General features: G+C 61.9%; 18 protein-coding genes and 1 pseudogene. 8 read left to right on the forward strand and 11 right to left on the reverse strand.

Going from position 1 to position 21,816, the window contains the following annotated elements:
• Nucleotides 1-15: 15 nt before the first annotated feature.
• The 3 genes and pseudogenes from AC1DMK_RS24420 (at nt 16) to AC1DMK_RS24430 (ending at nt 3,652) form a co-directional block, all read left to right on the forward strand.
• Nucleotides 16-1,443, forward strand: coding sequence for a mannose-1-phosphate guanylyltransferase/mannose-6-phosphate isomerase (locus AC1DMK_RS24420; protein ID WP_037062464.1), 1,428 nt, complete (start codon nt 16-18; stop codon nt 1,441-1,443).
• Between the two features lie 93 nt (nt 1,444-1,536).
• Nucleotides 1,537-2,627: pseudogene (locus AC1DMK_RS24425) on the forward strand (UDP-glucose dehydrogenase family protein).
• Between the two features lie 2 nt (nt 2,628-2,629).
• Nucleotides 2,630-3,652, forward strand: coding sequence for an NAD-dependent epimerase/dehydratase family protein (locus tag AC1DMK_RS24430; protein ID WP_477862695.1), 1,023 nt, complete (start codon nt 2,630-2,632; stop codon nt 3,650-3,652).
• A gap of 18 nt (nt 3,653-3,670) precedes the next feature.
• Here the strand turns inward: AC1DMK_RS24430 and AC1DMK_RS24435 are convergent, their stop codons facing one another.
• The 6 genes from AC1DMK_RS24435 to AC1DMK_RS24460 all read right to left on the reverse strand — a co-directional run bounded on the left by AC1DMK_RS24435 (nt 3,671) and on the right by AC1DMK_RS24460 (nt 13,024).
• Entirely contained in the window at nt 3,671-5,383 is a 1,713-nt protein-coding gene (locus AC1DMK_RS24435) for a putative bifunctional diguanylate cyclase/phosphodiesterase (protein WP_477862697.1), read from the reverse strand.
• A 234-nt stretch (nt 5,384-5,617) separates the two neighbouring features.
• A complete protein-coding gene (locus AC1DMK_RS24440; protein WP_477862698.1) occupies nt 5,618-6,514 on the reverse strand; it encodes an NAD(P)-dependent oxidoreductase in 897 nt (298 codons plus the stop codon).
• Complete coding sequence (gene denD, locus AC1DMK_RS24445; RefSeq protein ID WP_477862700.1) at nt 6,514-7,497, reverse strand: D-erythronate dehydrogenase; 984 nt, start codon at nt 7,495-7,497, stop codon at nt 6,514-6,516. Before denD ends, AC1DMK_RS24440 begins: the two co-directional genes overlap by 1 nt.
• A gap of 139 nt (nt 7,498-7,636) precedes the next feature.
• A complete protein-coding gene (locus tag AC1DMK_RS24450; protein WP_477862702.1) occupies nt 7,637-10,837 on the reverse strand; it encodes an efflux RND transporter permease subunit in 3,201 nt (1,066 codons plus the stop codon).
• Between the two features lie 138 nt (nt 10,838-10,975).
• Nucleotides 10,976-12,166: an efflux RND transporter periplasmic adaptor subunit gene (locus tag AC1DMK_RS24455; protein WP_477862704.1), complete on the reverse strand. Its 1,191-nt coding sequence runs from the start codon at nt 12,164-12,166 to the stop codon at nt 10,976-10,978.
• Between the two features lie 36 nt (nt 12,167-12,202).
• Entirely contained in the window at nt 12,203-13,024 is an 822-nt protein-coding gene (locus AC1DMK_RS24460) for an alpha/beta hydrolase fold domain-containing protein (protein ID WP_477862706.1), read from the reverse strand.
• A gap of 167 nt (nt 13,025-13,191) precedes the next feature.
• Here AC1DMK_RS24460 and AC1DMK_RS24465 point away from each other — a divergent pair, with 167 nt between their 5' ends.
• Nucleotides 13,192-14,103 (forward strand): LysR family transcriptional regulator, encoded by a 912-nt coding sequence (locus tag AC1DMK_RS24465; RefSeq protein WP_037062475.1) that lies wholly within the window; start codon nt 13,192-13,194, stop codon nt 14,101-14,103.
• Nucleotides 14,104-14,417: 314 nt separating this feature from the next.
• Here the strand turns inward: AC1DMK_RS24465 and AC1DMK_RS24470 are convergent, their stop codons facing one another.
• Entirely contained in the window at nt 14,418-15,320 is a 903-nt protein-coding gene (locus tag AC1DMK_RS24470; RefSeq protein WP_477862708.1) for an SDR family oxidoreductase, read from the reverse strand.
• 81 nt (nt 15,321-15,401) lie between these two features.
• Complete coding sequence (locus AC1DMK_RS24475; RefSeq protein WP_477862709.1) at nt 15,402-16,142, reverse strand: SDR family oxidoreductase; 741 nt, start codon at nt 16,140-16,142, stop codon at nt 15,402-15,404.
• Between the two features lie 123 nt (nt 16,143-16,265).
• Between AC1DMK_RS24475 and AC1DMK_RS24480 the strand changes: the two genes are divergently transcribed.
• The 3 genes from AC1DMK_RS24480 to AC1DMK_RS24490 are packed head-to-tail and all read left to right on the forward strand — an operon-like array spanning nt 16,266 to nt 18,125.
• A complete protein-coding gene (locus tag AC1DMK_RS24480) occupies nt 16,266-17,156 on the forward strand; it encodes a LysR family transcriptional regulator (protein ID WP_477862711.1) in 891 nt (296 codons plus the stop codon).
• A 48-nt stretch (nt 17,157-17,204) separates the two neighbouring features.
• Nucleotides 17,205-17,519, forward strand: coding sequence for a hypothetical protein (locus AC1DMK_RS24485; RefSeq protein WP_477862713.1), 315 nt, complete (start codon nt 17,205-17,207; stop codon nt 17,517-17,519).
• 12 nt (nt 17,520-17,531) lie between these two features.
• Nucleotides 17,532-18,125, forward strand: coding sequence for a DNA-3-methyladenine glycosylase (locus AC1DMK_RS24490; protein ID WP_477862714.1), 594 nt, complete (start codon nt 17,532-17,534; stop codon nt 18,123-18,125).
• Here the strand turns inward: AC1DMK_RS24490 and AC1DMK_RS24495 are convergent, their stop codons facing one another.
• The 3 genes from AC1DMK_RS24495 to AC1DMK_RS24505 are packed head-to-tail and all read right to left on the reverse strand — an operon-like array spanning nt 18,126 to nt 21,343.
• Nucleotides 18,126-19,667 (reverse strand): DHA2 family efflux MFS transporter permease subunit, encoded by a 1,542-nt coding sequence (locus tag AC1DMK_RS24495; RefSeq protein WP_477862716.1) that lies wholly within the window; start codon nt 19,665-19,667, stop codon nt 18,126-18,128.
• Nucleotides 19,660-20,886 carry an HlyD family secretion protein gene (locus AC1DMK_RS24500; RefSeq protein WP_477862718.1) on the reverse strand — a complete coding sequence of 409 codons (1,227 nt, stop codon included), beginning with the start codon at nt 20,884-20,886 and terminating at the stop codon, nt 19,660-19,662. Before AC1DMK_RS24500 ends, AC1DMK_RS24495 begins: the two co-directional genes overlap by 8 nt.
• Nucleotides 20,879-21,343, reverse strand: a complete 465-nt coding sequence (locus AC1DMK_RS24505) for a MarR family winged helix-turn-helix transcriptional regulator (protein WP_477862720.1) — start codon at nt 21,341-21,343, stop codon at nt 20,879-20,881. Before AC1DMK_RS24505 ends, AC1DMK_RS24500 begins: the two co-directional genes overlap by 8 nt.
• Before the next feature lie 68 nt (nt 21,344-21,411).
• Here AC1DMK_RS24505 and AC1DMK_RS24510 point away from each other — a divergent pair, with 68 nt between their 5' ends.
• Complete coding sequence (locus AC1DMK_RS24510) at nt 21,412-21,750, forward strand: hypothetical protein (RefSeq protein ID WP_477862722.1); 339 nt, start codon at nt 21,412-21,414, stop codon at nt 21,748-21,750.
• Nucleotides 21,751-21,816 lie beyond the last annotated feature (66 nt).

The following is a 21,816-nucleotide window of genomic DNA, read 5'->3' on the forward strand; positions in this document are numbered from 1 at the left end:
CGAGGACACGTCCACATGACGCAAAAGATCGTTCCAGTGATTATGGCAGGCGGCAAGGGCACACGGCTCTGGCCGTTGTCGCGCGCCGCCGCGCCCAAGCAGTTCATTCGCTTCATTGGCGACCGTACGCTCTTTCAAGAAACGCTGGCGCGTGTGTCCGACCCGGCGCTCTACGCGGCACCCGTCGTGCTCACCAACGAGGAATTCCGCTTCCTGGTGGCCGAGCAGGCTCGTGAACTCGACCTCGCTCTCACGGCGATTCTTCTCGAACCGGTGGCGCGCAACACCGCTGCCGCGGTCGCTGCCGCCGCCACGCTGGTGCGCGACCGTTTCGGGGAAGACACGATCATGCACGTGCTGGGTTCCGACTACGAGATCGTCGCGGACGGCTCCTATTTCGACGCCGTGCGGACTGCTGCTGCCGCCGCCGCCGATGGCAAGCTGGTGACCTTCGGCATCAAGCCGAGCGAACCCGCAACCGGCTATGGCTACATCCAAGGAGGAGAAACCCTTCCGAGCGGAGCGCAGACGGTCAAGCGGTTCATCGAAAAGCCGCCGCTTGAAAGCGCGGTAGAAATGCTGGCCGCCGGAGGCTTCTACTGGAACTCGGGCATGTTCATGTTCTCCGCCTCGCACCTCCTCGGCGAAATGGCCAGCTACGCGCCCGCCGTTCTCAAAGCCGCAAGCGAAGCGGTCCGCCGAAGTGAGACGGATCTCGACTTCATCAGGCTCGACAAGGCCGCATTTGCAGAGAGCCCCGATATTTCCATCGACTATGCGATCATGGAGAAGACAGGCAACGCCGCCGTCGTCCCCTCGCCTTTCAAATGGTCTGACCTCGGCAGCTGGGACTCCGTCTGGAAGAGCGGCAGCCGCGACCACCACGGCAATGTCGCGGCCGCCAATACGACCCTGGTCAACACGAGGAATTCGCTTGTCATGACGCACGGCGTGCACCTTGCCGTGCAGGGGATGGAAGACATCGCGGTCGTCGCCAGCGAGGACGCCGTCTATGTGGGCCGGCTGCAGGACAGCCAGGAAGTCGGCGCCATCGTCAAGATGCTCGCCTCGATGCCGTCGACCTCGAAGCTGACGGAGACGCATCCAACCTCCTATCGCCCCTGGGGCGGTTACACCTCCATCCTCAACGGCGACCGCTTCCAGGTGAAGCGTATTTTTGTCACTCCGGGCAAGAAGCTCTCCCTGCAGAAGCATCATCACCGCTCCGAGCACTGGATCGTCGTCAAGGGAACGGCTGAGGTGACGATCGGCGAGACCGTCCAGATGCTGCGCGAAAACGAATCGGTCTATATCCCGCTCGGCGAAGTCCACCGTCTGGCGAACCCGGGCAAGATCCTGCTGGAACTGATCGAGGTCCAGACCGGCTCCTACCTCGGCGAAGACGACATCATCCGCATCGTCGACGAGTTCGGACGCAACTGAGCGCCTTTGTCTTGAACTTATAAAGTTACCCCTGTAACACCATAGCAATCCCGCCGTTCGGCGGGCCGCGATTGCTGTCCCGGGGATGCTTCCATGCGAATTGTGATGATTGGGTCGGGCTATGTCGGCCTTGTTTCCGGTGCATGCCTTGCCGATTTCGGCCACCATGTGACCTGTGTCGACAAATCGGCCGCCAAGATCGATGCGCTGGAAGCCGGCGAAGTGCCGATCTTCGAACCGGGCCTGAAAACCATCATCGCACACAACAGAAGCGCCGGCCGGCTGGACTTCTCCAAGGATCTCGCCGCTCCGGTTGCCGCAGCCGATGTGGTCTTCATCGCTGTTGGCACGCCGTCGCGTCGTGGCGACGGCCACGCGGATCTGACCTATGTCTATGCGGCAGCACGCGAAATTGCTGCCTCTGTAAACGGCTTTACCGTCATCGTCACCAAGTCGACGGTTCCCGTCGGCACCGGCGACGAAATCGAACGCATCTTCCGCGAGGAGTTCCCGGACAAGGATATCGCCGTCGTCTCCAATCCCGAATTCCTGCGCGAAGGTGCAGCGATCACCGACTTCAAGCGGCCCGACCGCATYGTTCTCGGCACCGAGGAGCCGCGTGCGGTCGAGATCATGCGCGAGGTCTATCGTCCGCTCTATCTGAACGAGGCGCCTCTCTATTTCTGCGAGCGCCGCACGTCSGAACTCATCAAGTACGCCGCCAATGCCTTCCTCGCCATGAAGATCACCTTCATCAACGAAATCGCCGACCTCTGCGAGCAKATCGGCGCCGACGTGCAGAAGGTCGCCAAGGGYATCGGCATGGACAARCGCATCGGCGACAAGTTCCTGCATGCCGGCCCGGGCTACGGCGGCTCCTGTTTTCCGAAGGACACGCTGGCGCTCGTCAAGACCGCCCAGGATTTCGACAGCCCGGTCCGCCTGATCGAGACGACCGTGGCGATCAACGACAACCGCAAGCGCGCCATGGGCCGCAAGGTCATCGCCGCCTGCGCGTGGTGCTGGTCACCGAGTGGGATGAGTTCCGCGCGCTCGATTTCAAACGCCTGAAGAAGCTGGTGCGCCAGCCGATCCTCGTCGATCTGCGCAATATCTATCCGATCGCCGAAGTCGTCAGGCATGGCTTCAGCTACTTCGCGGTCGGCAAGAAGAGCGGGACATAGACATGCGCTATTTCATCACCGGAACCGCCGGGTTTATCGGCTTTCACCTTGCCCGCCGCCTGCTGCAGGAAGGTCATGAGGTGACCGGTTTCGATGGTATGACGCACTATTACAACATCAAGCTGAAGCACATGCGCAATGCAGCGCTCGCGCAGTTTCCGGCATTCCGCCCGGTGACCGCAATGCTGGAGGATCGCAGCGCGCTCGAAGACGCTGTGGCAGCCGCCAGGCCCGATATCATCATTCATCTCGCCGCCCAGGCCGGCGTCCGCTATAGCAACGAAAACCCGCAGGCCTACTTGTCGTCGAACCTGGTGGGGTCGTGGAACATCCTGGAGATCGCGAAAAACGCGGGTGTCGCCCACCTGATGCTGGCCTCCACCTCTTCGATCTACGGCGCCAATCCGACGGTGCCGTTCCGCGAGACCGATCGCGCCGACGAGCCGCTGACCTTCTATGCCGCGACGAAGAAGTCGATGGAGCTGATGGCCCACAGCTATTCGCACCTTCACAAGATCCCGACCACCGCATTCCGCTTCTTCACGGTCTACGGCCCCTGGGGCAGGCCTGACATGGCCCTCTTCAAGTTCGTCAAGAACATGCTCGAGGACCAGCCGATCGAGATCTATGGCGAAGGCAAGATGAGCCGGGATTTCACCTATATAGACGACCTGGTCGAATCGATCGTGCGGCTCTCGGCTGTCGTTCCCTCTGAGGCCAACCGGGTCGCCGACGAGCGCGTCGAAACGCTCTCGCATCAGGCGCCGTTTCGTATCGTCAACCTCGGCGGCGGCCAACCGACCAGCCTGCTGGACTTCGTCGATACCGTCGAAAAAGCACTCGGTCGCTCCGCCAGACGCACCATGTTGCCGATGCAGAAGGGCGACGTGCCCCGCACCTTTGCCAGCCCCGATCTCCTGGTGGCGCTGACCGGCTATAAGCCCGACACGGCCCTCGCAGACGGCGTTTCAGCCTTCGTCGATTGGTACCTCGAAGCCCGAGGCGAACTCGACACGGCTGCATAGCAGCTTGCCAGCCGCAGGCTAACCGGCAACCGGTGAGACGAAGATTCCATCAATCTCAGATGCCGGAACCGGACGACCGAGCGCAAAGCCCTGCAGCGTTTCGCAACCGAGCTTGGCAAGCGTCGTGGCATGTCCCTCGGTTTCGACCCCTTCGGCAATCACCCTGACACCCAGAGCCTTGGCAATCTCGATGATCGACTTGACCACCCGGCGTTGCTCGTCGGAAGTGTCGATCTCATCGACAAGCTGCCGGTCGATCTTCAGCCGCGTCGGCCGCAGCCGGACAAGGCCGATCAGCGAGGCGTGGCCCGAGCCGAAATCATCGATCTCGATCTCGATTCCCATCTGCTTGATCTGCTCGACGCTCTGAAGCATTTCGTCGTCGCAATCGTCGAGAAAGATCGTCTCGATCAGTTCGAAGACAATGGCGTTCTGCGGAATATCGAGGCTCAGCAGATCGTCTGTGAGATGGGGGTCGTAAAGGCGCTGGCCGGAAATATTCACGGCGATCCGGGGCACCTGCACGCCGCGCCCCTCCCATTCGCGGCGATCCTTCAGCACGTGCCTTAGGATCGCCGCATCAATATCGGCCGAAAGGCCGTATTCGTCCGCGATCTTCAGGAAATCTCCAGGCACAAGGATGCCCCGTTCCGCGTGCTGCCATCGCACGAGCGCCTCCAGGCCGACAATCTCGCGCGTTCGGGCATCGAGCTGCACCTGATAGAACGGAACGAACTCTCCGGCCTCGAGCGCAAGCTTGAGCTCTTCCCCGATCCGGCGCTTGGCCATCAACTCGTCCTTCAGCTGTTGCGTGAAGAACTGTATGCGATCGCGTCCGGAGGCCTTGGCCAGGTAGAGCGCGATATCGGACTCGGCCAAAAGGTTGGCTTCACTCCTGTCTGCAGACCAGGAAATCCCGATGGATGCCCCCGATTGCAGCAAATCCGCGCCGAAGCGGATTTTCTTGCGCAGGCGCCGCTGCACGTCGCGCGCGATCTTCTGGAGGATATCGACGCTTGCGAAATTGACCAGGATGATGACGAATTCGTCGCCTCCGATGCGCGCTATGACACTGCCTTTTGGAAGCGCAGCCTCGATCCGCAAGGCGGCCGCCCGCAACACGGCATCGCCGGCCGCATGGCCATGTGCGTCGTTGATCTGCTTGAACTCATCGAGATCAAGGTGCAGCACGGCGAGCGTCGACACCGTCGGGTCCTCGGCCAATTGCGCCAGCCGCTTGTCGAAAAGCCGCCGGTTCGGCAGGCCCGTCAGATAATCGTGCTCGGCGGCATACTCGATGCGAGCTGCACTCTGCTCCAGTGCGAGTGCCCGCGCTTCGGCCACCGCTCTCTGGCGAGCCGCCTCAGCATTGAGACGGACGTCCGCCGTCACATCCCATTCCGCGCCGATGAAGGAAGGCGCTCCCTCCTCGCTGACATAGAAATGCGCGCGCGACCGGATATAACGCACATCGCCATCAGGCCAGACGATACGGAACTCCGAGTTATATTGCCCGCGCCTGGCCACCGCATCGCTGAATTCGAGTTCGGCACGCTCGCGATCGTCGGGATGAATGGCATTGGACCAGACCGACGTCGCAACTAGCCCGCTCTTGCGCCCCGTTTGGTAGAGACGGTGCATCTGCGCGTCCCACGAGATTTCGTGCTTCTCCAGATCGTGTTGCCACACGCCGATCTGCGAAGCATCGAGCGCAAGCTCGAGACGCCGCAACAGATCCTGGAATTCCCGCTCGGATCGTGTGGAATCGTTAGGGACCAAAGTCGTCTAAGCCTCATGCAGCTTCAAAGCAACAGACCTCCACAGGTCCGGAGGAAGCGTTCGATACGCACCGACCAATCTCTACGCGAGAGTTTAGTGAGAACCCTCTAAAAATCCATCAATGATTGTGTCGCGCCTCATCATCATTTCTGCTTATCCAATCCGCGCCTCGACGGAACACTCCACTCACCGCTGCTTTTGCGAACGGGCGTTCTTCTCTTCAAGATGCAGCAGCAACCCGCTGTGATCAATCTCCCCGCCGCCGCCTTCGACGAAGGCGGCAAATTCCGTGCGAACGACTTCGGTGAGCGGCAAGGTCAGCGACAGCCTTTCTGCTTCTGCAAGAATGTTGTTCAGGTCTTTCAGCTGCAGTTTCGATGGACCCGCGCGACCGAAGTTGCGTTCGACCATCCGCTGCCCGTGAATGTCGAGGATCCGGCTTTCGGCGAAACCGCCACGGATCGCCCGGCGAAATGCCTCTCGCGAGCCGCCACCTGCCTCGACCAGCATCATGGCCTCGGCTATGGCGCCGATCGTCACGGCGACGATCTGCTGATTTCCCAACTTCGCAAGTTGGCCAGTGCCACTCGGTCCGACATGAGTGACGCGACCGAGTGGCGCAAAGACGCCGATGAGCTCCTCGACAACGGCTGCGTCGCCGCCTGCCATGATCGCAAGCGTTCCGGCCGCCGCGCCGACAACACCGCCGGAGACCGGCGCATCGAGATGCCGGATGCCCTGCTCGGCCAGTCTCGCCGCATGCACGCGCGCCGCTTCCGGTGCGATCGAACTCGAGTCGATCACCACGGCTCCGGCTTCAAGCGCCGGAGCAACGCCCTGCGAAAACAGGACGTCCGACACTGCCTTGCCGTCGCTCAGCATCAGGAACACCACGCAAGCACCCTTCACCGCCTCTGCGGCCGTATCGGCTACGACCGCCCCATCCTCAAGAAGCGCATCGGCCTTTGTCCTGTCGCGGTTCCACACCGTGACGTCGAACCCGGCATGCAGCAGCCGACGGACCATCGGCGCTCCCATCAGCCCGGTCCCCAGAAATGCGATGCGGCGCGCCGTGTCGTTCATCAGAGATTTCCTCCCATTTCGTCTTCGATATGCACCCGGATGATATCGTCGAACGACGCATCGGCAACGAAGCCCAGCTCCTTTGCTCGGAGCGCCTCGAATGCCTGCGGCCACCCCGCGACGATCTTCTTGACCAGTTCATCGGGTTCGCGGCGGATCAGGCGGACGGCATCGTCACCGGCAACGCGGCGCAACGCCTCGATCTGATCCGCCACCGTGGCGCTGACGCCCGGCATCGTCAGGTTTCGCCGAGAGCCCAGGAGCTGGCGATCGATGCTGGCGGCATGGATCAGGAAGCCGACGGCCGAGCGCGGCGAAGCGTGCCAGTGCCGGACCGTATCGGGTACCGGAAGGATTGCCGGCTGCCCGGCAAGCGGTTCGCGCACGATGCCGGAGAAGAAACCGGATGCCGCTTTGTTCGGCTTGCCCGGGCGGATGCAGATCGTCGGCAATCGAATGCCTATGCCATCGATGAACCCGCGGCGGGTATAGTCGGCGAGCAGGAGCTCGCCCATCGCCTTCTGCGTGCCGTAGCTTGTCAGCGGCGTCAGATTGAAATCGTCCGGTATCACCTCCGGGAAAGGCGCTCCGAAGACCGCGATGGACGATGTGAAGACCACGCATGGCCGGTACCCGTCCTCAACGTGGGCAAGACGGATTGCCTCCAACAGCGCACGCGTCCCATCGAGGTTGATGCCGTAGCCCTTTTCGAAATCCAGCTCCGCCTCTCCCGAAACGATAGCGGCAAGATGGAAAATCACATCGGGCCTGGGCTTGACGAGGCGCGCCGCCTGAGCCGGGCTCGAGATATCGGCAGCACTCGTATCGACGAGGCCCGCAAAGCCTTGCGGCACGGCGGGCTCGATCACATCAACGAGCGAAAGACGGGAAACCGACTGCCCCGCCAGACGGCCATCGGACACCAGCCGCGCCGTCAACTTGCGCCCGATCATGCCAGCCGCCCCGACGATCGCAATATGCATTGAACCCTCCATCAACCGTTACCCCGAACGACTCCTCTCGCCCGATGTACGTCAATCAAGACTAACTGCGGGATCGGCGCAAGAAAACAGAAAAGGCGGGACAATGCCCCGCCTTTTACATTTATCGAGATGGTGAAGCCTATTCGGCGGCCAGTCGTATCACCTCTGCCCCGCCCTCATCGTGATGTTCCTCCTTGTGCTGCACGAGCGGACGGTTGCCCGTCAGCTTGCGCACCAGCACATAGAAAACAGGTGTCATGAAGATGCCGAAGAAGGTGACGCCGATCATGCCCGAGAACACCGCCACACCCATCGCCGCGCGCATCTCGGCACCGGCACCGGTCGAGGTGACCAGCGGCACGACCCCCATGATGAAGGCCATCGAGGTCATCAGGATCGGGCGCAGGCGCAGACGGCTTGCCTCAACAGCCGCCTGGACCGGCGTCCGTCCCTCGAACTCCAGCTCGCKGGCGAATTCCACGATCAGGATCGCGTTTTTCGCCGAGAGACCGACAAGGACGATCAGGCCGATCTGGGTGAAGATGTTATTGTCTCCGCCGGTGAGCCAGACGCCTGTCAAGGCAGCCAGAACGCCCATCGGCACGATCATGATGATCGCAAGCGGCAGCGTCAGGCTTTCATACTGGGCAGCGAGCACGAGATAGACCAGGAGCAGCGCCAGCGGGAAGACCAACATGCCCGAGCTTCCGGCAAGAATCTGCTGGTAGGTCAGATCCGTCCACTCGTAGCCGATGCCCTTAGGCAGCGTCTCGTCGGCAATCCTCTCGATCGCAGCCTGGGCCTGCCCCGACGAGAAACCCGGTGCCGGGCCGCCGTTGATATCGGCAGCCAGGAAGCCGTTGTAGCGGTTCGTCCGCTCAGGCCCCGTGGTGGCATCGACCTTCAGTAGCGCCGAAAGCGGGATCATCTGGCCCGATGCCGAACGAACTTTCAACTGTCCGATATCGTCCGCAGTAGCACGGAATTTGGCATCGGCCTGCACCCGGACGCTGTAGGTGCGGCCGAAGGCGTTGAAGTCGTTCACATAGAGCGAACCGAGGTAGATCTGCAGGGTTTCGAAGACATCGGTGACCGAGACGCCGAGCTGTTCGGCCTTGGCGCGATCAAGGTCCGCATAGAGCTGCGGCACGTTGATCTGGTAGCTGGAGAACAGCCCTGCCAGTTCGGGTGCCTGATAGGCCTTGGCAAGGAATGCCTTGTTGGCCTCGTCGAGCGCCTGGTAGCCGAGACCAGCCCGATCCTCGAGCTGCAGCTTGAAGCCGCCGGTCGTGCCGAGACCCTGGACGGGCGGCGGCGGGAACATGGCGATGAACGCATCCTGGATCGCACCGAACTTCTGGTTCAGCTGCATGGCGATTGCCCCGCCAGAGAGATCGGGCGTCCTTCGCTCGTCGAACGGCTTCAGGCTGACGAACACGATACCGGCGTTCGAGCTGTTGGTGAAACCGTTGATCGAAAGACCCGGGAAGGCAATCGCATGCTCGACGCCCGGCTGCTGCAGGGCGATGTCGCTCATGCGCTTGATGACGTCTTCGGTACGGTCGAGGCTTGCGGCATCAGGCAGCTGTGCGAAGCCGATCAGATACTGCTTGTCCTGCGCCGGGACGAAGCCGCCGGGCACGGCATTGAAGAGACCGTAGGTCGCTCCGGCCAATGCGAGGTAGATCACCATGACGATGCTCTTTCGCGACAGCAGACCGCCGACGCCCTTGCCGTAGGCGTTCGAGCCGGCGCTGAAGGCGCGGTTGAAGCCACGGAAGAACCAGCCGAAGACGAAGTCCATGCCCCGCGTCAGCCAATCCTTCGGCGCATGGTGGTCCTTCAGGAGAAGAGCCGCGAGAGCCGGGGACAATGTCAGCGAGTTGATGGCCGAAATGACGGTCGAGATCGCGATCGTCAGCGCGAACTGGCGGTAGAACTGACCCGACAGCCCGGTGATGAAGGCCAGCGGCACGAAGACCGCCACCAGCACCAGCGCGATCGCGACGATCGGCCCGGACACTTCCTTCATGGCGCGATAGGTCGCCTCACGCGGACTGAACCCGTTTTCGATATTGCGTTCGACGTTTTCGACGACGACGATCGCGTCGTCGACGACGATGCCGATCGCCAGCACGAGCCCGAAGAGACTGAGCGCATTGATCGAGAAGCCGAAGACGTACATCACCGCGAAGGTACCGATGATCGATACCGGAACGGCAATCAGCGGGATGATCGACGCCCGCCATGTCTGCAGGAAGAGAATGACGACGATGACGACGAGCGCGATCGCTTCCAACAGCGTGTCCACGACCTTCTCGATCGAGGCCCGCACGAACTTCGTCGTATCGTAGACGATCTCGTACTTCACCCCCTCAGGCATCGCCAGCTGCAGCTCGTTCATGGTCTTGACGACCTCGTCCGAGATGGTGATGGCGTTGGAGCCCGGCGCCTGGAAGACCGGGATGGCGACCGCCGCCTTGCTGTCGAGCAGCGAGCGCAGCGAATAATCGGCGGCGCCGAGCTCAACGCGTGCGACGTCGCGCAGGCGGGTAATCTCACCGTTCGTGCCGCTCTTGACGATGATGTTACCGAACTCTTCCGGCGTCTGCAGACGGCCTTGCGCGTTGACGTTCAACTGGACGTCGATGCCGGGCAGGCTCGGCGATGCGCCGATGGTGCCGGCGGCCGCCTGGACGTTCTGCTGGCGGATGGCGTTGGTGATGTCGCTTGCGGCAAGCCCATGCTCGGCCGCCTTCTGCGGATCGATCCAGACGCGCATCGAATAGTCGCCCGAACCGAAGATCTGCACCTGGCCGACGCCCTGGATGCGCGCCAGCCGGTCCTTGACGTTCAAGACGCCGTAGTTGCGCAGGTAGGTGATGTCGTAGCGGTTGTCAGGCGAGGTCAGGTTCACGACCATCATCAGGTCGGGCGAACTCTTGACCGTGGTGACGCCGATGCTCTTCACCTCTTCCGGCAGGCGGGGTTCGGCCTGCGAGACGCGGTTCTGGACGAGCTGCTGTGCCTGATCGGGGTCGGTGCCGAGCTTGAAGGTTACAGTCAGCGTCATCACGCCGTCCGATGTCGCCTGGCTGGACATGTAGAGCATGCCCTCGACGCCGTTGATCTGCTCTTCGAGCGGCGTGGCGACGGTTTCGGCGATGACCTTCGGGTTGGCGCCCGGATAGGTGGCACGCACGACGATCGACGGCGGAACGACTTCCGGATATTCGGAAATCGGCAGCGATCGCATGCCGATGAGGCCGGCGACCACGATGAGGACCGATAGTACCCCGGCAAACACCGGGCGGTCGACAAAGAATCTTGAGATGTTCATTTCAAAGCCCTCTCCGGGATGAAACTGGGATAAAACGGCCCTCTCCGGCGGTTGGGATGCCGCCGGTGGGTCATGTCATTTCGGGTACCTGGGCTTTCCTCGTCCTTGTGAAGAGAAGAGGAAAGCAATTGCTGCGGCCTACTGGGCGGCCGCGACTTTCTCTTCCATCTGCGGCGCCACGACCGCACCCGGACGAATGCGCTGCAAGCCGTTGACGACAATCTTGTCGCCGACCGCAAGGCCGCTTTCGACGACACGCTCACCCCCGGCAGCCATGCCGAGCTGGACCGGCCGGTAGCTCACCTTGTTCTCCCCATCGACGACGAAGACGAACTTCTTGTCCTGGTCGGTCCCGATGGCGCGCTCGCTGATCAGCACCTTGTTCTCAGCTTTCGGCTGACCCATGCGGACGCGGACGAACTGGCCGGGGATCAGCTTGCCGCCCGGATTGTCGAACACGGCGCGAACACCGATCGTGCCGCTTGCGGCGTCAACCTGGTTGTCGATCAGCTGCAGCTTGCCCTTGATCGGGGTACCCTGATCGGCAAGCGTGCCGACCTCAACCGGGACCTGTTCCAGGGCAGGCACTGCACCGTCGCCAGCAGGAAGCTGCGCAAGCGCCTTGGCGACCATCTCTTCGCTGGCATTGAAGCTGGCGTAGATCGGATCGACGGAGACAAGCGTCGTCAGCGCCGGCGAAGTCGACCCTGCGGCGACGAGGTTGCCGACGGTGATCTCGAACTTGCCGACGCGTCCGCCGACCGGTGCACGGACCTCGGTATAGCCGAGTTCGAGCTGCGCCGATTGAAGGGCGGCCTGGGCAGTGCGAAGACCCGCCTGGGCTTCCGTAAACGCATTTTGGCGCTGGTCCATGTCGCTTTGCGAAATGGTCCTGTTTTCGGAAAGCCTGCGGCCGCGCTCAAGCTCGATCTGCGAAAGATTGACCTTGGCTTCGGCCGAGGCCACCTGCCCTTCCGCCTGCGAAACGGCGGCCTGGTATGGGGCAGGATCGATGGTGAAGAGCAGATCGCCCGCCTTTACCAGCGCACCTTCGCGGAAGTGAACCGACTGGACGGCACCGGCGACGCGCGAACGGACCTGCACGCGGTCGACGGCTTCAAGCCGGCCTGAGAATTCTTCCCAGTTGGTGACGTCGCGGCTGGCAACGACGGCAACCGTGACCGGCACAGCGGGAGCCTGTGCAGGGGCGGAAGCGGCCGTGGCGGTCGCGCTCATCGGCAGTTCGAAAAAGATGGCTGCGGCCGAAACGGACGCAGCAAGTCCCAAGCCGGCGCCCACAAGGGCCCAGCGCTTCTTACTGGACGTCATTGGTACTCTCCTTACGGCCCTCACGGCCGGAAATGATCAGTTCGTCTTCAATGCAATGGGTTGAACGCTAAGGGTCTTCACGAAGCTTCCAAACTCGCGGCTGACAATTTCCTGCCAGGTGGAAGCCTTTTCGGACATCCCGCCGTAAATCGATGGCCAGCCTGTCCCGGCGGGAAGGACATGCTGACGGACTCCGACGCCTGCCTGCTTGAGGCGATCGGCATAGCCGAGCGTCTCGTCGTGGAGCGGGTCGTCTTCAGCGGTAAAAACCAGGGCAGGCGCAACGCCCGAAATACGCGAACACAGACACGGCGCCGCATAGGGATGGCAGCCGCCACCGCTGAGATAGTGGCTCCAGCCTTCGGCCCAGCGTTGGCGCATGCCGATGCCGTCGGCCTTGCGGATCGACGACGTTCCCATGAAAGGATCGAGCAGCGGCGAAATCAGGATCTGTCCGTCAAGCGCCTCGGCATAGTGATCTCGTGCCTTAAGGGCGACGCCGGCGGCGATATTGCCGCCCGCTTCCTCGCCCGCAACGATAAGCAGAGAATTGCGATCGCCGAGCCCCGAGGCACGCTTGTTCGCCATGTAGGAAAACAGCGAGTACCCGACTTCGAGCGGCTTCGGAAAGACGTTGCCAAGCGGTGCATTGTAGTCGGGAACGACGACGATGGAGCCGGCTCGCGCCATGCTCTCGGCAGCAACACTATCCTTGATGCCGGACTGCAGGAACGCGCCGCCGTGAAAGAACAGCACGATCGGCGAGCCCTTGCCGTATTCGGCGCCCTGATAGACGCGTGCGGAAACGGGGCCGGTGGCCACCTTCTCCAGCATCATGTCTTTCACCTGCACCGTCATCGTCTTAGCCTTCGCTCCACCGGAGTAACGTATTGCTTGTCATCACGGCTTGCAATTTCTGAAAAAAACATATTGTTATTCCAGTCTCGGAATAAGAAGCGCCATCGCGATTACACTGTTCCGAATTTCGAACAATACCGCAGTGCAACCTTCTTAGGTGATTTCCGATGGACCAGCTCTCGGCAATGCGCGCCTTCATTCGCGTCGTAGAGACAGGCAATTTCACAAGGGCCGCCGACACGCTCTCCATGCCCAAGGCGACGGTGACCAATCTTATCCAGGGGCTTGAGGCGCATCTGCACACCAAGCTTCTCAACCGCACCACACGGCGCGTCATGGTGACGACGGATGGTGCGCTCTACTACGAACGAGCGGCGCAGATCGTTTCCGAGCTCGAGGAGCTGGACGGAAGCCTGACGAACTCGCAGGGATTGCCGAGCGGACGCCTGCGTGTCGAGATGGCCGGCGCCTTCGCGGATTGGATCGTCGTGCCCGCGCTGTGCGACTTCTACCAGAAATATCCGGATATCCGCATCGATCTCGGCGTCAGCGACCGGACGGTGGACTATCTCGCGGAGAACGTCGACTGCGCGCTGCGCGCCGGCACGCCGGCCGACCAGTCCCTGATCGCAAGACGCGTCTCGGAAGTCGATCTGATCACCTGCGCGTCGCCGCTCTACATCGAGAAATTCGGCAAGCCGGAGCGGCCGGAAGATCTCGAAAACGATCATTATTCGGTCAGTTATTTTCGCGCGCAGACCAACCGGACGCTCCCGTTCGAGTTCCGCAAGGACAACGAACAACTGGAGATCAGCCCACGATACATGGTGTCGGTCAACGACAGCAGAACCTTCGTGACTGCAGCAACGACCGGCCTCGGTATCGCGCAGCTGCCCCGCTTCATGATCCGCGAGGCGCTGGCCAAGGGAGAACTGGTGCAGGTACTGCCCGAATGGAACCGCGAACCGCTCGCGCTCTACATCGTCTATCCGCCCAACCGACACCTCAGCAACAAGGTGCGCGTCTTCGTGGATTGGCTGGTCAAGTTGCTGGTGGAAGCCAAGCTGAACGAGACCTGACAGAAGTGCGGCCCGGAAGGAAGTTCCTTCGACGGGCCGCAACTGTCTGATTTTTATTTTATTCTTTCATGCTCTGCCGCGCCATCAGGGGAAATGGCCCCGCAGTTATTTGAGGCTGGAGATCCGGAATTGGAGGCGTCCCGGCTGCCCCTACTCAGCTAATATAGACAATACGAATACAAATGTAAGAGGACATTCTCTTGAACGATCATTCGCGAAAATGAAATAATGTCTGCCAGGGTGCCGGCTTTGTCGTGTCGAGTACAGGTCGAGGGCCGGCTTTCGATCCGGAACGCTGGCCCCAGTCTTAGGTCTCAAACGATAGCCGTCGGCTTCAGCAGATCCTGAAGACCGATATTGCGGAACATCTCGGCCCGCACACGGTCGGCAACACCGTTGACGATCTCGGCACCGTCCTGCGACGGATCGACATGGACGCGGAAGGGGCGCTTGCCGAACGGCATGCCGATGACATCGACGATGGCAACCGCGACCGAGCCTGCATCGGCATCCGCTGGCTCAAGGGCAGCCAGACCCTGCAATGCCTGCTCCGGCACGCCCTTGTAGGGACCCTCGTTATATTCGGCGGCCCGCGCCGTGTCGGCCGGCGAGCCTGAATGGGCGAAGTGGTTGGTGCCCTTGGTGAAGGCGCCGGGAACGATGATCGACGTCTCGATGCCCCACCGGGTCAGCTCGGCGGCGTAGGAAACGGCCAGCGAATCCATCGCTGCCTTGGCGGCGAAATAGGGCGACAGATACGGAGGCGTGCCGCCGCGGGTGCTGGACGAGGAAACCCAGACGATCAGCCCCTTGCCTTGCCTGCGCAGGTAGGGGAGCGCTGCACGGTTCACCCGCTGGGTGGACAGCACATTGATGTCGAAGAGTTCAGCAAACTGTTCCGGCGTGAACGCTTCCGCCGGGCCGAACGACATATGGCCGGCATTGTGCATGACGACGTCGAGACGTCCAGCATCGGCGATGATCTTGGCGATGCCGGCTTCGACGGAGGCGTCGGAGGCGACATCGAGTTCGACCGAGCGCAGGTCGGCGCCGTTCTCCTTGGCGAAGGCCGCAGCGTCGGCCACCGCCTTGGCGTTGCGGCCTTGCGTGGCGCGCATGCCGGCGTAAACGATATGGCCTTCCTTGGCGAGGGCGCGGGCGGTGAGAGCGCCGAAGCCGCTGGATGCACCGGTGATGACGATAACTTGCTTGCTCATTGTCCTGTTCCTTGTTCGAGATGGGCGTTGATTGGCTCGTTGGCCGGGCGGCGGGATACCCGCCGCCCGGCTGTTGAAGGATCAGACCATGCCGCCGTTGGCGCGCAGCACCTGGCCGTTGATCCACGAACCGTCAGGACCGGCAAGGAAGGAGACCGATGCCGCAATATCCTGCGGTGTTCCCAGGCGTTCGAGCGGGTTCATCTTCGACATGCGGGCAACGAGGTCGTCGGACTTTCCGTTCAGGAAAAGATCGGTGGCCGTCGGACCCGGTGCGACGGCGTTGACGGTGATGTTGCGGCCGCGCATTTCCTTCGACATGATCGCCGTCAACGTTTCGACGGCGGCCTTGGTGGCAGCGTAGACGCCATAGGTTTCAAGCTTGACGCCGACGACCGAGGTCGAGAAGTTGATGATCCGGCCGCCGTCGCGCAGGCGCTTGCCGGCTTCGCGCAGCGTATTGAACGTACCCTTCAGGTTGACGCTGATCTGGCGGTCGACGTTGGYGTCGTCGGCATCGGCGATCAAGGACAGCATCATGATGCCGGCATTGTTGACGAGGACATCGATCCCGCCGAAAGCCGCTTCCGCTGCATCGAACATGCGGCGAACCGCTTCGGCATCGCTCACATCGGCCCTTGCCGTCAGCGCCTTGCCGCCGTTCTGTTCGATCGTCGCTGCCAGTTCCTCGGCCGGAGCTGAGTTGCCGGAGTAGTTGATGACGACGGTGAAGCCGTCCTTGGCGAGGCGTTCGGCGATCGCTGCGCCGATGCCTCTGGAAGCGCCGGTAACCAGTGCGACTTTGTTTCCCGATGTGGCCATTGTCTTTCTCCTTCAGTCGTTTGCGCCGCAGCGCGTTTTCGATGAGCAGAAGATGACGCTTTTCTTCCGGCGGATAATCGTCCATTATTCGCCATCACTATCCGGAGATTGCGAACAAACGAGATGGACAGATTTGATGCCATGCGGGTGTTTTCCCGTGTCGTGGAGCGCCGCAGTTTTACCGCCGCCGCCGAGGATACCGGCCTGCCGCGCTCGACCGTCACCGATGCCGTCAAACAGCTGGAAGCCCGCCTCGGCGTCCGGCTGCTGCAGCGAACGACGCGTCATGTGAGCCCGACGCTCGACGGAGAAGCCTACTACCAACGCTGCCTGACGATCCTCTCCGATATCGAGGATGCCGAAGGCGCATTTGCAGGCGCCAAGCCGAAGGGCATGTTGCGGGTCGATGTGCACGGCACGCTCGCCCGGCATTTCGTGCTGCCCAGCCTGCCATCATTTCTGGAGACCTATCCAGACATCGAATTCTACATGAGCGAGGGCGACCGGCTGGTGGATCTCGTCCGCGAAGGCATAGACTGCGTGCTGCGCGTCGGCATCCCGCAAGACAGCGACATGGTGGCCCGGCGTGTTGCGATGCTGGAGGAAGTGACGCTCGCCTCGCCCGGTTATATCGAGAGATACGGGATGCCGGAGCATCCCGAAAAGCTGGAGGGGCACCGCATGGTCGGCTTTCGTTCGACGGCGACAGGGGGCGTTCTGCCGCTCGAATTCATTGTCGACGGCGCCGTGCGCAACATCGTTCTGCCTGCCGTCGTCACCGTGAATGCCGCCGAAAGCTTCATCTCGGCCGCGCGCCTCGGCCTCGGCATGATCCAGGTGCCGCGCTATCATGCAGAAAAAGATCTGGCATCCGGCGCGCTCGTGCTCGTCCTGCCGGATTTCCCGTTGACGCAGACCCCGGTTTCGCTGCTCTATCCTCGCAACAGGCAGCTCTCGCCGCGCGTGCGCGTTTTCATCGATTGGCTGGTGCAGGTCTTTGCTCGACAATCCTAGCAAAAAGCGCTTCACTTCAAGCAACTGTCGGAACCGGGAGACATGTCCATGGCCATCACAGAAGTCACAGTACACCCGAAGGACGGCGGCTTCGTCGTTGCCTTCGGCGATCAGTCGGGCAACGGCATAGCAGTCACCCTCTACACCGCAGCCTCTCCGGGACTGACGAGCGACAACGCCATAACGCGCGCCAGGGCGCTGCTTGCGACCGCCCTGCAGAGCTCGCAGACGGATGGCCCGCGCGGCAAGGATCCGGCGCTTCTGGAAGAAGAGCTGGAGGAAGGCCTCGAAGATACGTTCCCCGCAAGCGATCCGGTTTCGGTGACCGGGTCATCAATCGCTCACGGCAAAGCCAGCCACTAGCGCGAAGGACAGATGACACAAGCGCTTGGTGCAATCAGCACCGCTCCCCTCAACGGCGACGAGCTTCAGAGCTTCTTCGAGCGCGACGCGGTGGCGGTCGCGCGGGATCTGCTCGCCTGCCGTCTCCTCGTCGGCAATGCCGGTGGCCGCATCGTTGAGACGGAAGCGTATTTCCCCGACGACGAGGCCTCTCACGCCTTCCGCGGCCCGACGCGGCGCAACGGCGCCATGTTCGGCCGCCCCGGCAACGTCTACATCTACCGCATCTACGGGATGCATTGGTGCCTGAACTTCGTCTGCACCCCGGGTTCGGCGGTGCTCATTCGGGCGATGGAACCGCAGATCGGGCTTGCCGAAATGATCGAGCGGCGCGGCACTGATCTCGCGGTGCAACTGTGCAGCGGCCCGGGGAAACTCTGTCAGGCACTCGGTATCGACATCACGCTCAACGACCGGCTGCTCGACCGCGAGCCCTTTTCGATCGCGCCGTCCGTGCGGCCCGCCGAAATCGTCTCCGGCAAGCGCATCGGCATAACGAAGAATGCCGATGCACCCTGGCGCTTCGCCATTGTGGGGTCGCGTTATCTCAGCAAGCCGTTCCGGTGATCATTCCATGACGGCACTGTGGTCCAGCACCGGCGCAACCTTGGGCTTGCGCAGCAGGAGTGCCAGCGGAATGACCGCAAGCGACATGATCATCAGCAGCTTGAAGTCGTCCATATAGGCGATGATGGTGGACTGCAGCGTGATCAGCTCGTTCAGCGATGCCCGTCCGGCCGCCGTCAGCGGGCTCAGCCCCTGGGCAGCGGTCGCCTCGAATGCCCGGTTGAACGGTGTCACATAGGCCGCAATCGTCTCGTGGTTGACCTGCGCGTTCTCGACCAGCAGAGCGGAGACGATCGAGATGCCGACGCTCGAGCCGATGTTTCGCGACAGGTTGTACAGACCCGTTCCTTCGCCACGCAGATGCGCGGGCAGCGTCGAAAAGGCAATCGTCGTCAGCGGCACGAACAGGAAGCCGAGACCGGCGCCCTGGACGAAGCCGACAGAAACGATGGTCCACTGCGAGACGTCGGGCGTCCAGCCGGTCATGTCGTACATCGCCCATGCCGTCAGGCTGAGCCCGAGCACCAGGAGAAGGCGGGTGTCCACCTTGCCGATCAGCCTGCCGACGATGAACATGCAGAGCATGGTCCCCAGTCCGCGCGGCCCCATGACGATGCCGGCTGTCATCACAGGGTAGCCCATCAGCGTCTGCAAGTAGGGCGTCATCAGCGCCAGCGACGCGAGATAGGTAATCCCGATCACGAAGATGAAGATCATGCTGACGCTGAAGTTCCGGTCCAAAAACAGCTTCGGATTGACGAAGGACTTCTCTGCGGTCAGCGTATGTACGATCAACAGATAGAAGGCCGCGGCACAGACGATCGCCTCGATCATGATTTCGCCCGACGCGAACCAGTTGAGCTGCTCGCCGCGGTCGAGGAAGAGCTGCAGCGACGCGATCCCGAGGCTCATCATCCCGAAACCGAACCAGTCGAGTTTGGCCAGTATGTCCCGCTTCGTCTCCGTGACGTAGACGACGATACCCGCGAACGCCAGCGCGCCGATCGGCACGTTGATGTAGAAGACCCACCGCCAGCTGATGTTGTCGGTCAGCCAGCCGCCGATGACAGGCCCGAGGACCGGTCCGACCATGACCGAGACGCCGAACAAGGCCATGGCCGAGCCGCGCTCCTCGACGGTGTAGATGTCGAGGAGGATGCCCTGGGACAGGGGAACCAGCGAAGCGCCGAACAGCCCCTGAAGGAGACGGAAAGCGACGATCTGGTTGAGGGACTGCGCCAGGCCGCAAAGAACCGACGCGACGACGAAGCCGATGATTGCGGTCAGCAGCACCCGCTTGCGGCCGAACTTGGCAGCCAGAAAGCCCGACGGTGGCGTCATGATGGCGGCCGCCACGATATACGAGGTCAGCACCCAGTTGATCTGGTCGGCGCTCGCCGACACGCTGCCCTGGATATAGGGCAGCGCCACGTTGGCGATCGTGGTGTCCAGCGCCTGCATGATGACGGCCAGGATGACGCAGGCCGTGATCGCGCCTCGATTGGCGACCGGGGTGACCGGGGAAGAGGCGACGCTACTCATGATCCTTGCCGCCGGTGCGGCCCAAAAGCTTGGAGACGAAATCCGGAAGGCCGCGGGCGCGACCCGTATCGACGTCGACGACCGTGCTCATGCCGACGCGAAGCGGCGGGTTGCCGGTGGCATCCTCGATGCTGACGCGCATCGGGATGCGCTGCACGACCTTGACCCAGTTGCCGGTGGTATTCTGTGCCGGTAGCAGCGAGAAGCTGGAGCCCGACGCAGGGCTGATGCTTTCGACCTTGCCCTTCCACTCGACGCCCGGATAGCTGTCGACATGGATGCTGACCGTCTGGCCGGGCTTCACGTAGGTGAGTTCCGTTTCCTTCGGGCTTGCCGCAATCCAGAGGTTGCTCGTCGATACCAGCGCGAAGGCCTGCGACGACGCCTGCAGGTAGGAACCGGGCTGCAGAGAGTTCACATTGGTCGCGATACCGTCGAACGGCGCCTTGACGACGCTGTGGTCGAGTTCGCGCTGGGCATCATCGACCTTGGCCTTGGCCTCGAGGTAAAGCGGGTTCTGCTCGGCAGGCTGATCGGCGTTGCCGCCGAGCTGCGCCAGCGTTGCCGCGGCTTGCGCCTTGGCAACGGCGACCTTCTGGTGGCCGGCATCGAGATTGTGCCTGGCCTGATCGAAGGCGGCGCGCGTTGCCGCCGCGCTGTTGACGAGGCTCTGCTGGCGGTCGAGCTCGCTCTGGTAATAGGGAATATCGGCTTCGGCCTGAACGATCTCGGCCAGCGATTGCTGATAGCTGGCCTTGAGGTTCAGGATCTGGTTGCGGACCGCACCGAGCTGAGCCTCGGCGCCATCGAGAGCAATTTTGAAGGAATCCTGCCGCAGGCTGAAGAGGACCTGCCCTTTCTTGACCGCCTCGTTCTCATGAACATCGATCCGCTCGACAATACCGGAAACATCTGTCGTCAGACCGACCATGTCGGCCTGGATGTAGGCGTTGTCCGTGGACATGATCTGACCGCCGTTGACGTAGTCGTAGCCGCCAACGACGAGCGCGGCCGGCAGCAAGGCGAAAAGAACCGGCCGTGAGAGGCTGCGCCGGCGGCGGACCTTTGTGCCGCCGGGCGCAGCCACGGCAGTAGCGGGCGCTGAATTGGATGAAGGCGCCTCGGCTACCGTTTCCTTGCGTTCGCAAACGTCGATGTCTTCAACTGGGTTCTTGGCATGTGCGTCGGCAACGACGCGCAGGGAGTGTTTGTCAGCCATGTTTGGTCTCATTCTCGGCCAGGGGGGTCCGGCAGGCCTGCACTAGGTTGGTTTTCATCAGGGACAGGATCTGGAACAGCGCGTCGCGCTGTTCGGCCGATACGCCATCCAATGCTTCGCCGCGCGTCACATCTGCGATCTCACGCATCGCCGCCAAAAGCGGGCGGGCTTCATCTCGCATGTAGAGAAGCCATATGCGGCGATCGGTCGGATGCTGCCTTCGCTCGACAAGCCCACGTTCGGCAAGCTTGTCCAGGCTACGCACAAGTGTGATCGGCTCTATTTCAAGTATCTCAGCGAGCCCGCCCTGGTGGATCCCCTCGTTGCTCGAGAGATATGCCAGCGTTTGCCACTGCGACCGGGTCAGTCCAAGGCATTTGGCACGCTGCTCGAACCGCTTGCGCAGCAGGCGGGCGATATCGTGCAGGAGGAAGCCGAGGGTCGGATTGCCGTTCATTGATGTTTGCGCCAATCATAAGCACACTTATAATGTGCCCAGATATATTAAGCGCGTGCAGTGCACAAGTGCGCCCGCTGCAGATTCGGCGGATGCGACCAAAATGCCGCACCGGCTTTCCTCAGGCAAAAGCCAATCATGCTGCGGAAACAAACGGCAATGAGACGACAAAACGAAAAGCCGCCACACGCTGCGATTATGGGTCCGGCTCGAAATTGCAACTGCTTGGCATTTGCTATTTTCTTCCCACGCCGTTTATATACCTTGCACAGATACTTAGCAGCGAGCACCTGGTCGACGCGCCGTTGATTTCGCAGACGGCAGGCAGCGACAGCATCGTCGCAGACGCTCTGGACAGCAGTCGAAATGCGGGCGAAGCGTTTTCGTCCGAAAGCAGCAAGACATGACACGCACTATCTCATCGACATAAAGGGCGCTGCCGAAAAGCCGCCTCAACCGGGGGACTGCTATGC

It is taken from the genome of Rhizobium sp. 05L419 (assembly GCF_056397845.1).

What these genes read in the sequence shown, in the direction of transcription:
- AC1DMK_RS24420 (WP_037062464.1), top strand. Translation starts at nt 16, where the DNA reads ATGACGCAAAAGATCGTTCCAGTGATTATGGCAGGCGGCAAGGGCACA.
- AC1DMK_RS24470 (WP_477862708.1), bottom strand. Translation starts at nt 15,320, where the DNA reads ATGAGCAAGCAAGTTATCGTCATCACCGGTGCATCCAGCGGCTTCGGC.
- AC1DMK_RS24440 (WP_477862698.1), bottom strand. Translation starts at nt 6,514, where the DNA reads ATGAACGACACGGCGCGCCGCATCGCATTTCTGGGGACCGGGCTGATG.
- AC1DMK_RS24500 (WP_477862718.1), bottom strand. Translation starts at nt 20,886, where the DNA reads ATGGCTGACAAACACTCCCTGCGCGTCGTTGCCGACGCACATGCCAAG.
- denD (WP_477862700.1), bottom strand. Translation starts at nt 7,497, where the DNA reads ATGCATATTGCGATCGTCGGGGCGGCTGGCATGATCGGGCGCAAGTTG.
- AC1DMK_RS24465 (WP_037062475.1), top strand. Translation starts at nt 13,192, where the DNA reads ATGGACCAGCTCTCGGCAATGCGCGCCTTCATTCGCGTCGTAGAGACA.
- AC1DMK_RS24490 (WP_477862714.1), top strand. Translation starts at nt 17,532, where the DNA reads ATGACACAAGCGCTTGGTGCAATCAGCACCGCTCCCCTCAACGGCGAC.
- AC1DMK_RS24430 (WP_477862695.1), top strand. Translation starts at nt 2,630, where the DNA reads ATGCGCTATTTCATCACCGGAACCGCCGGGTTTATCGGCTTTCACCTT.
- AC1DMK_RS24495 (WP_477862716.1), bottom strand. Translation starts at nt 19,667, where the DNA reads ATGAGTAGCGTCGCCTCTTCCCCGGTCACCCCGGTCGCCAATCGAGGC.
- AC1DMK_RS24485 (WP_477862713.1), top strand. Translation starts at nt 17,205, where the DNA reads ATGGCCATCACAGAAGTCACAGTACACCCGAAGGACGGCGGCTTCGTC.
- AC1DMK_RS24480 (WP_477862711.1), top strand. Translation starts at nt 16,266, where the DNA reads ATGGACAGATTTGATGCCATGCGGGTGTTTTCCCGTGTCGTGGAGCGC.
- AC1DMK_RS24505 (WP_477862720.1), bottom strand. Translation starts at nt 21,343, where the DNA reads ATGAACGGCAATCCGACCCTCGGCTTCCTCCTGCACGATATCGCCCGC.
- AC1DMK_RS24460 (WP_477862706.1), bottom strand. Translation starts at nt 13,024, where the DNA reads ATGACGGTGCAGGTGAAAGACATGATGCTGGAGAAGGTGGCCACCGGC.
- AC1DMK_RS24455 (WP_477862704.1), bottom strand. Translation starts at nt 12,166, where the DNA reads ATGACGTCCAGTAAGAAGCGCTGGGCCCTTGTGGGCGCCGGCTTGGGA.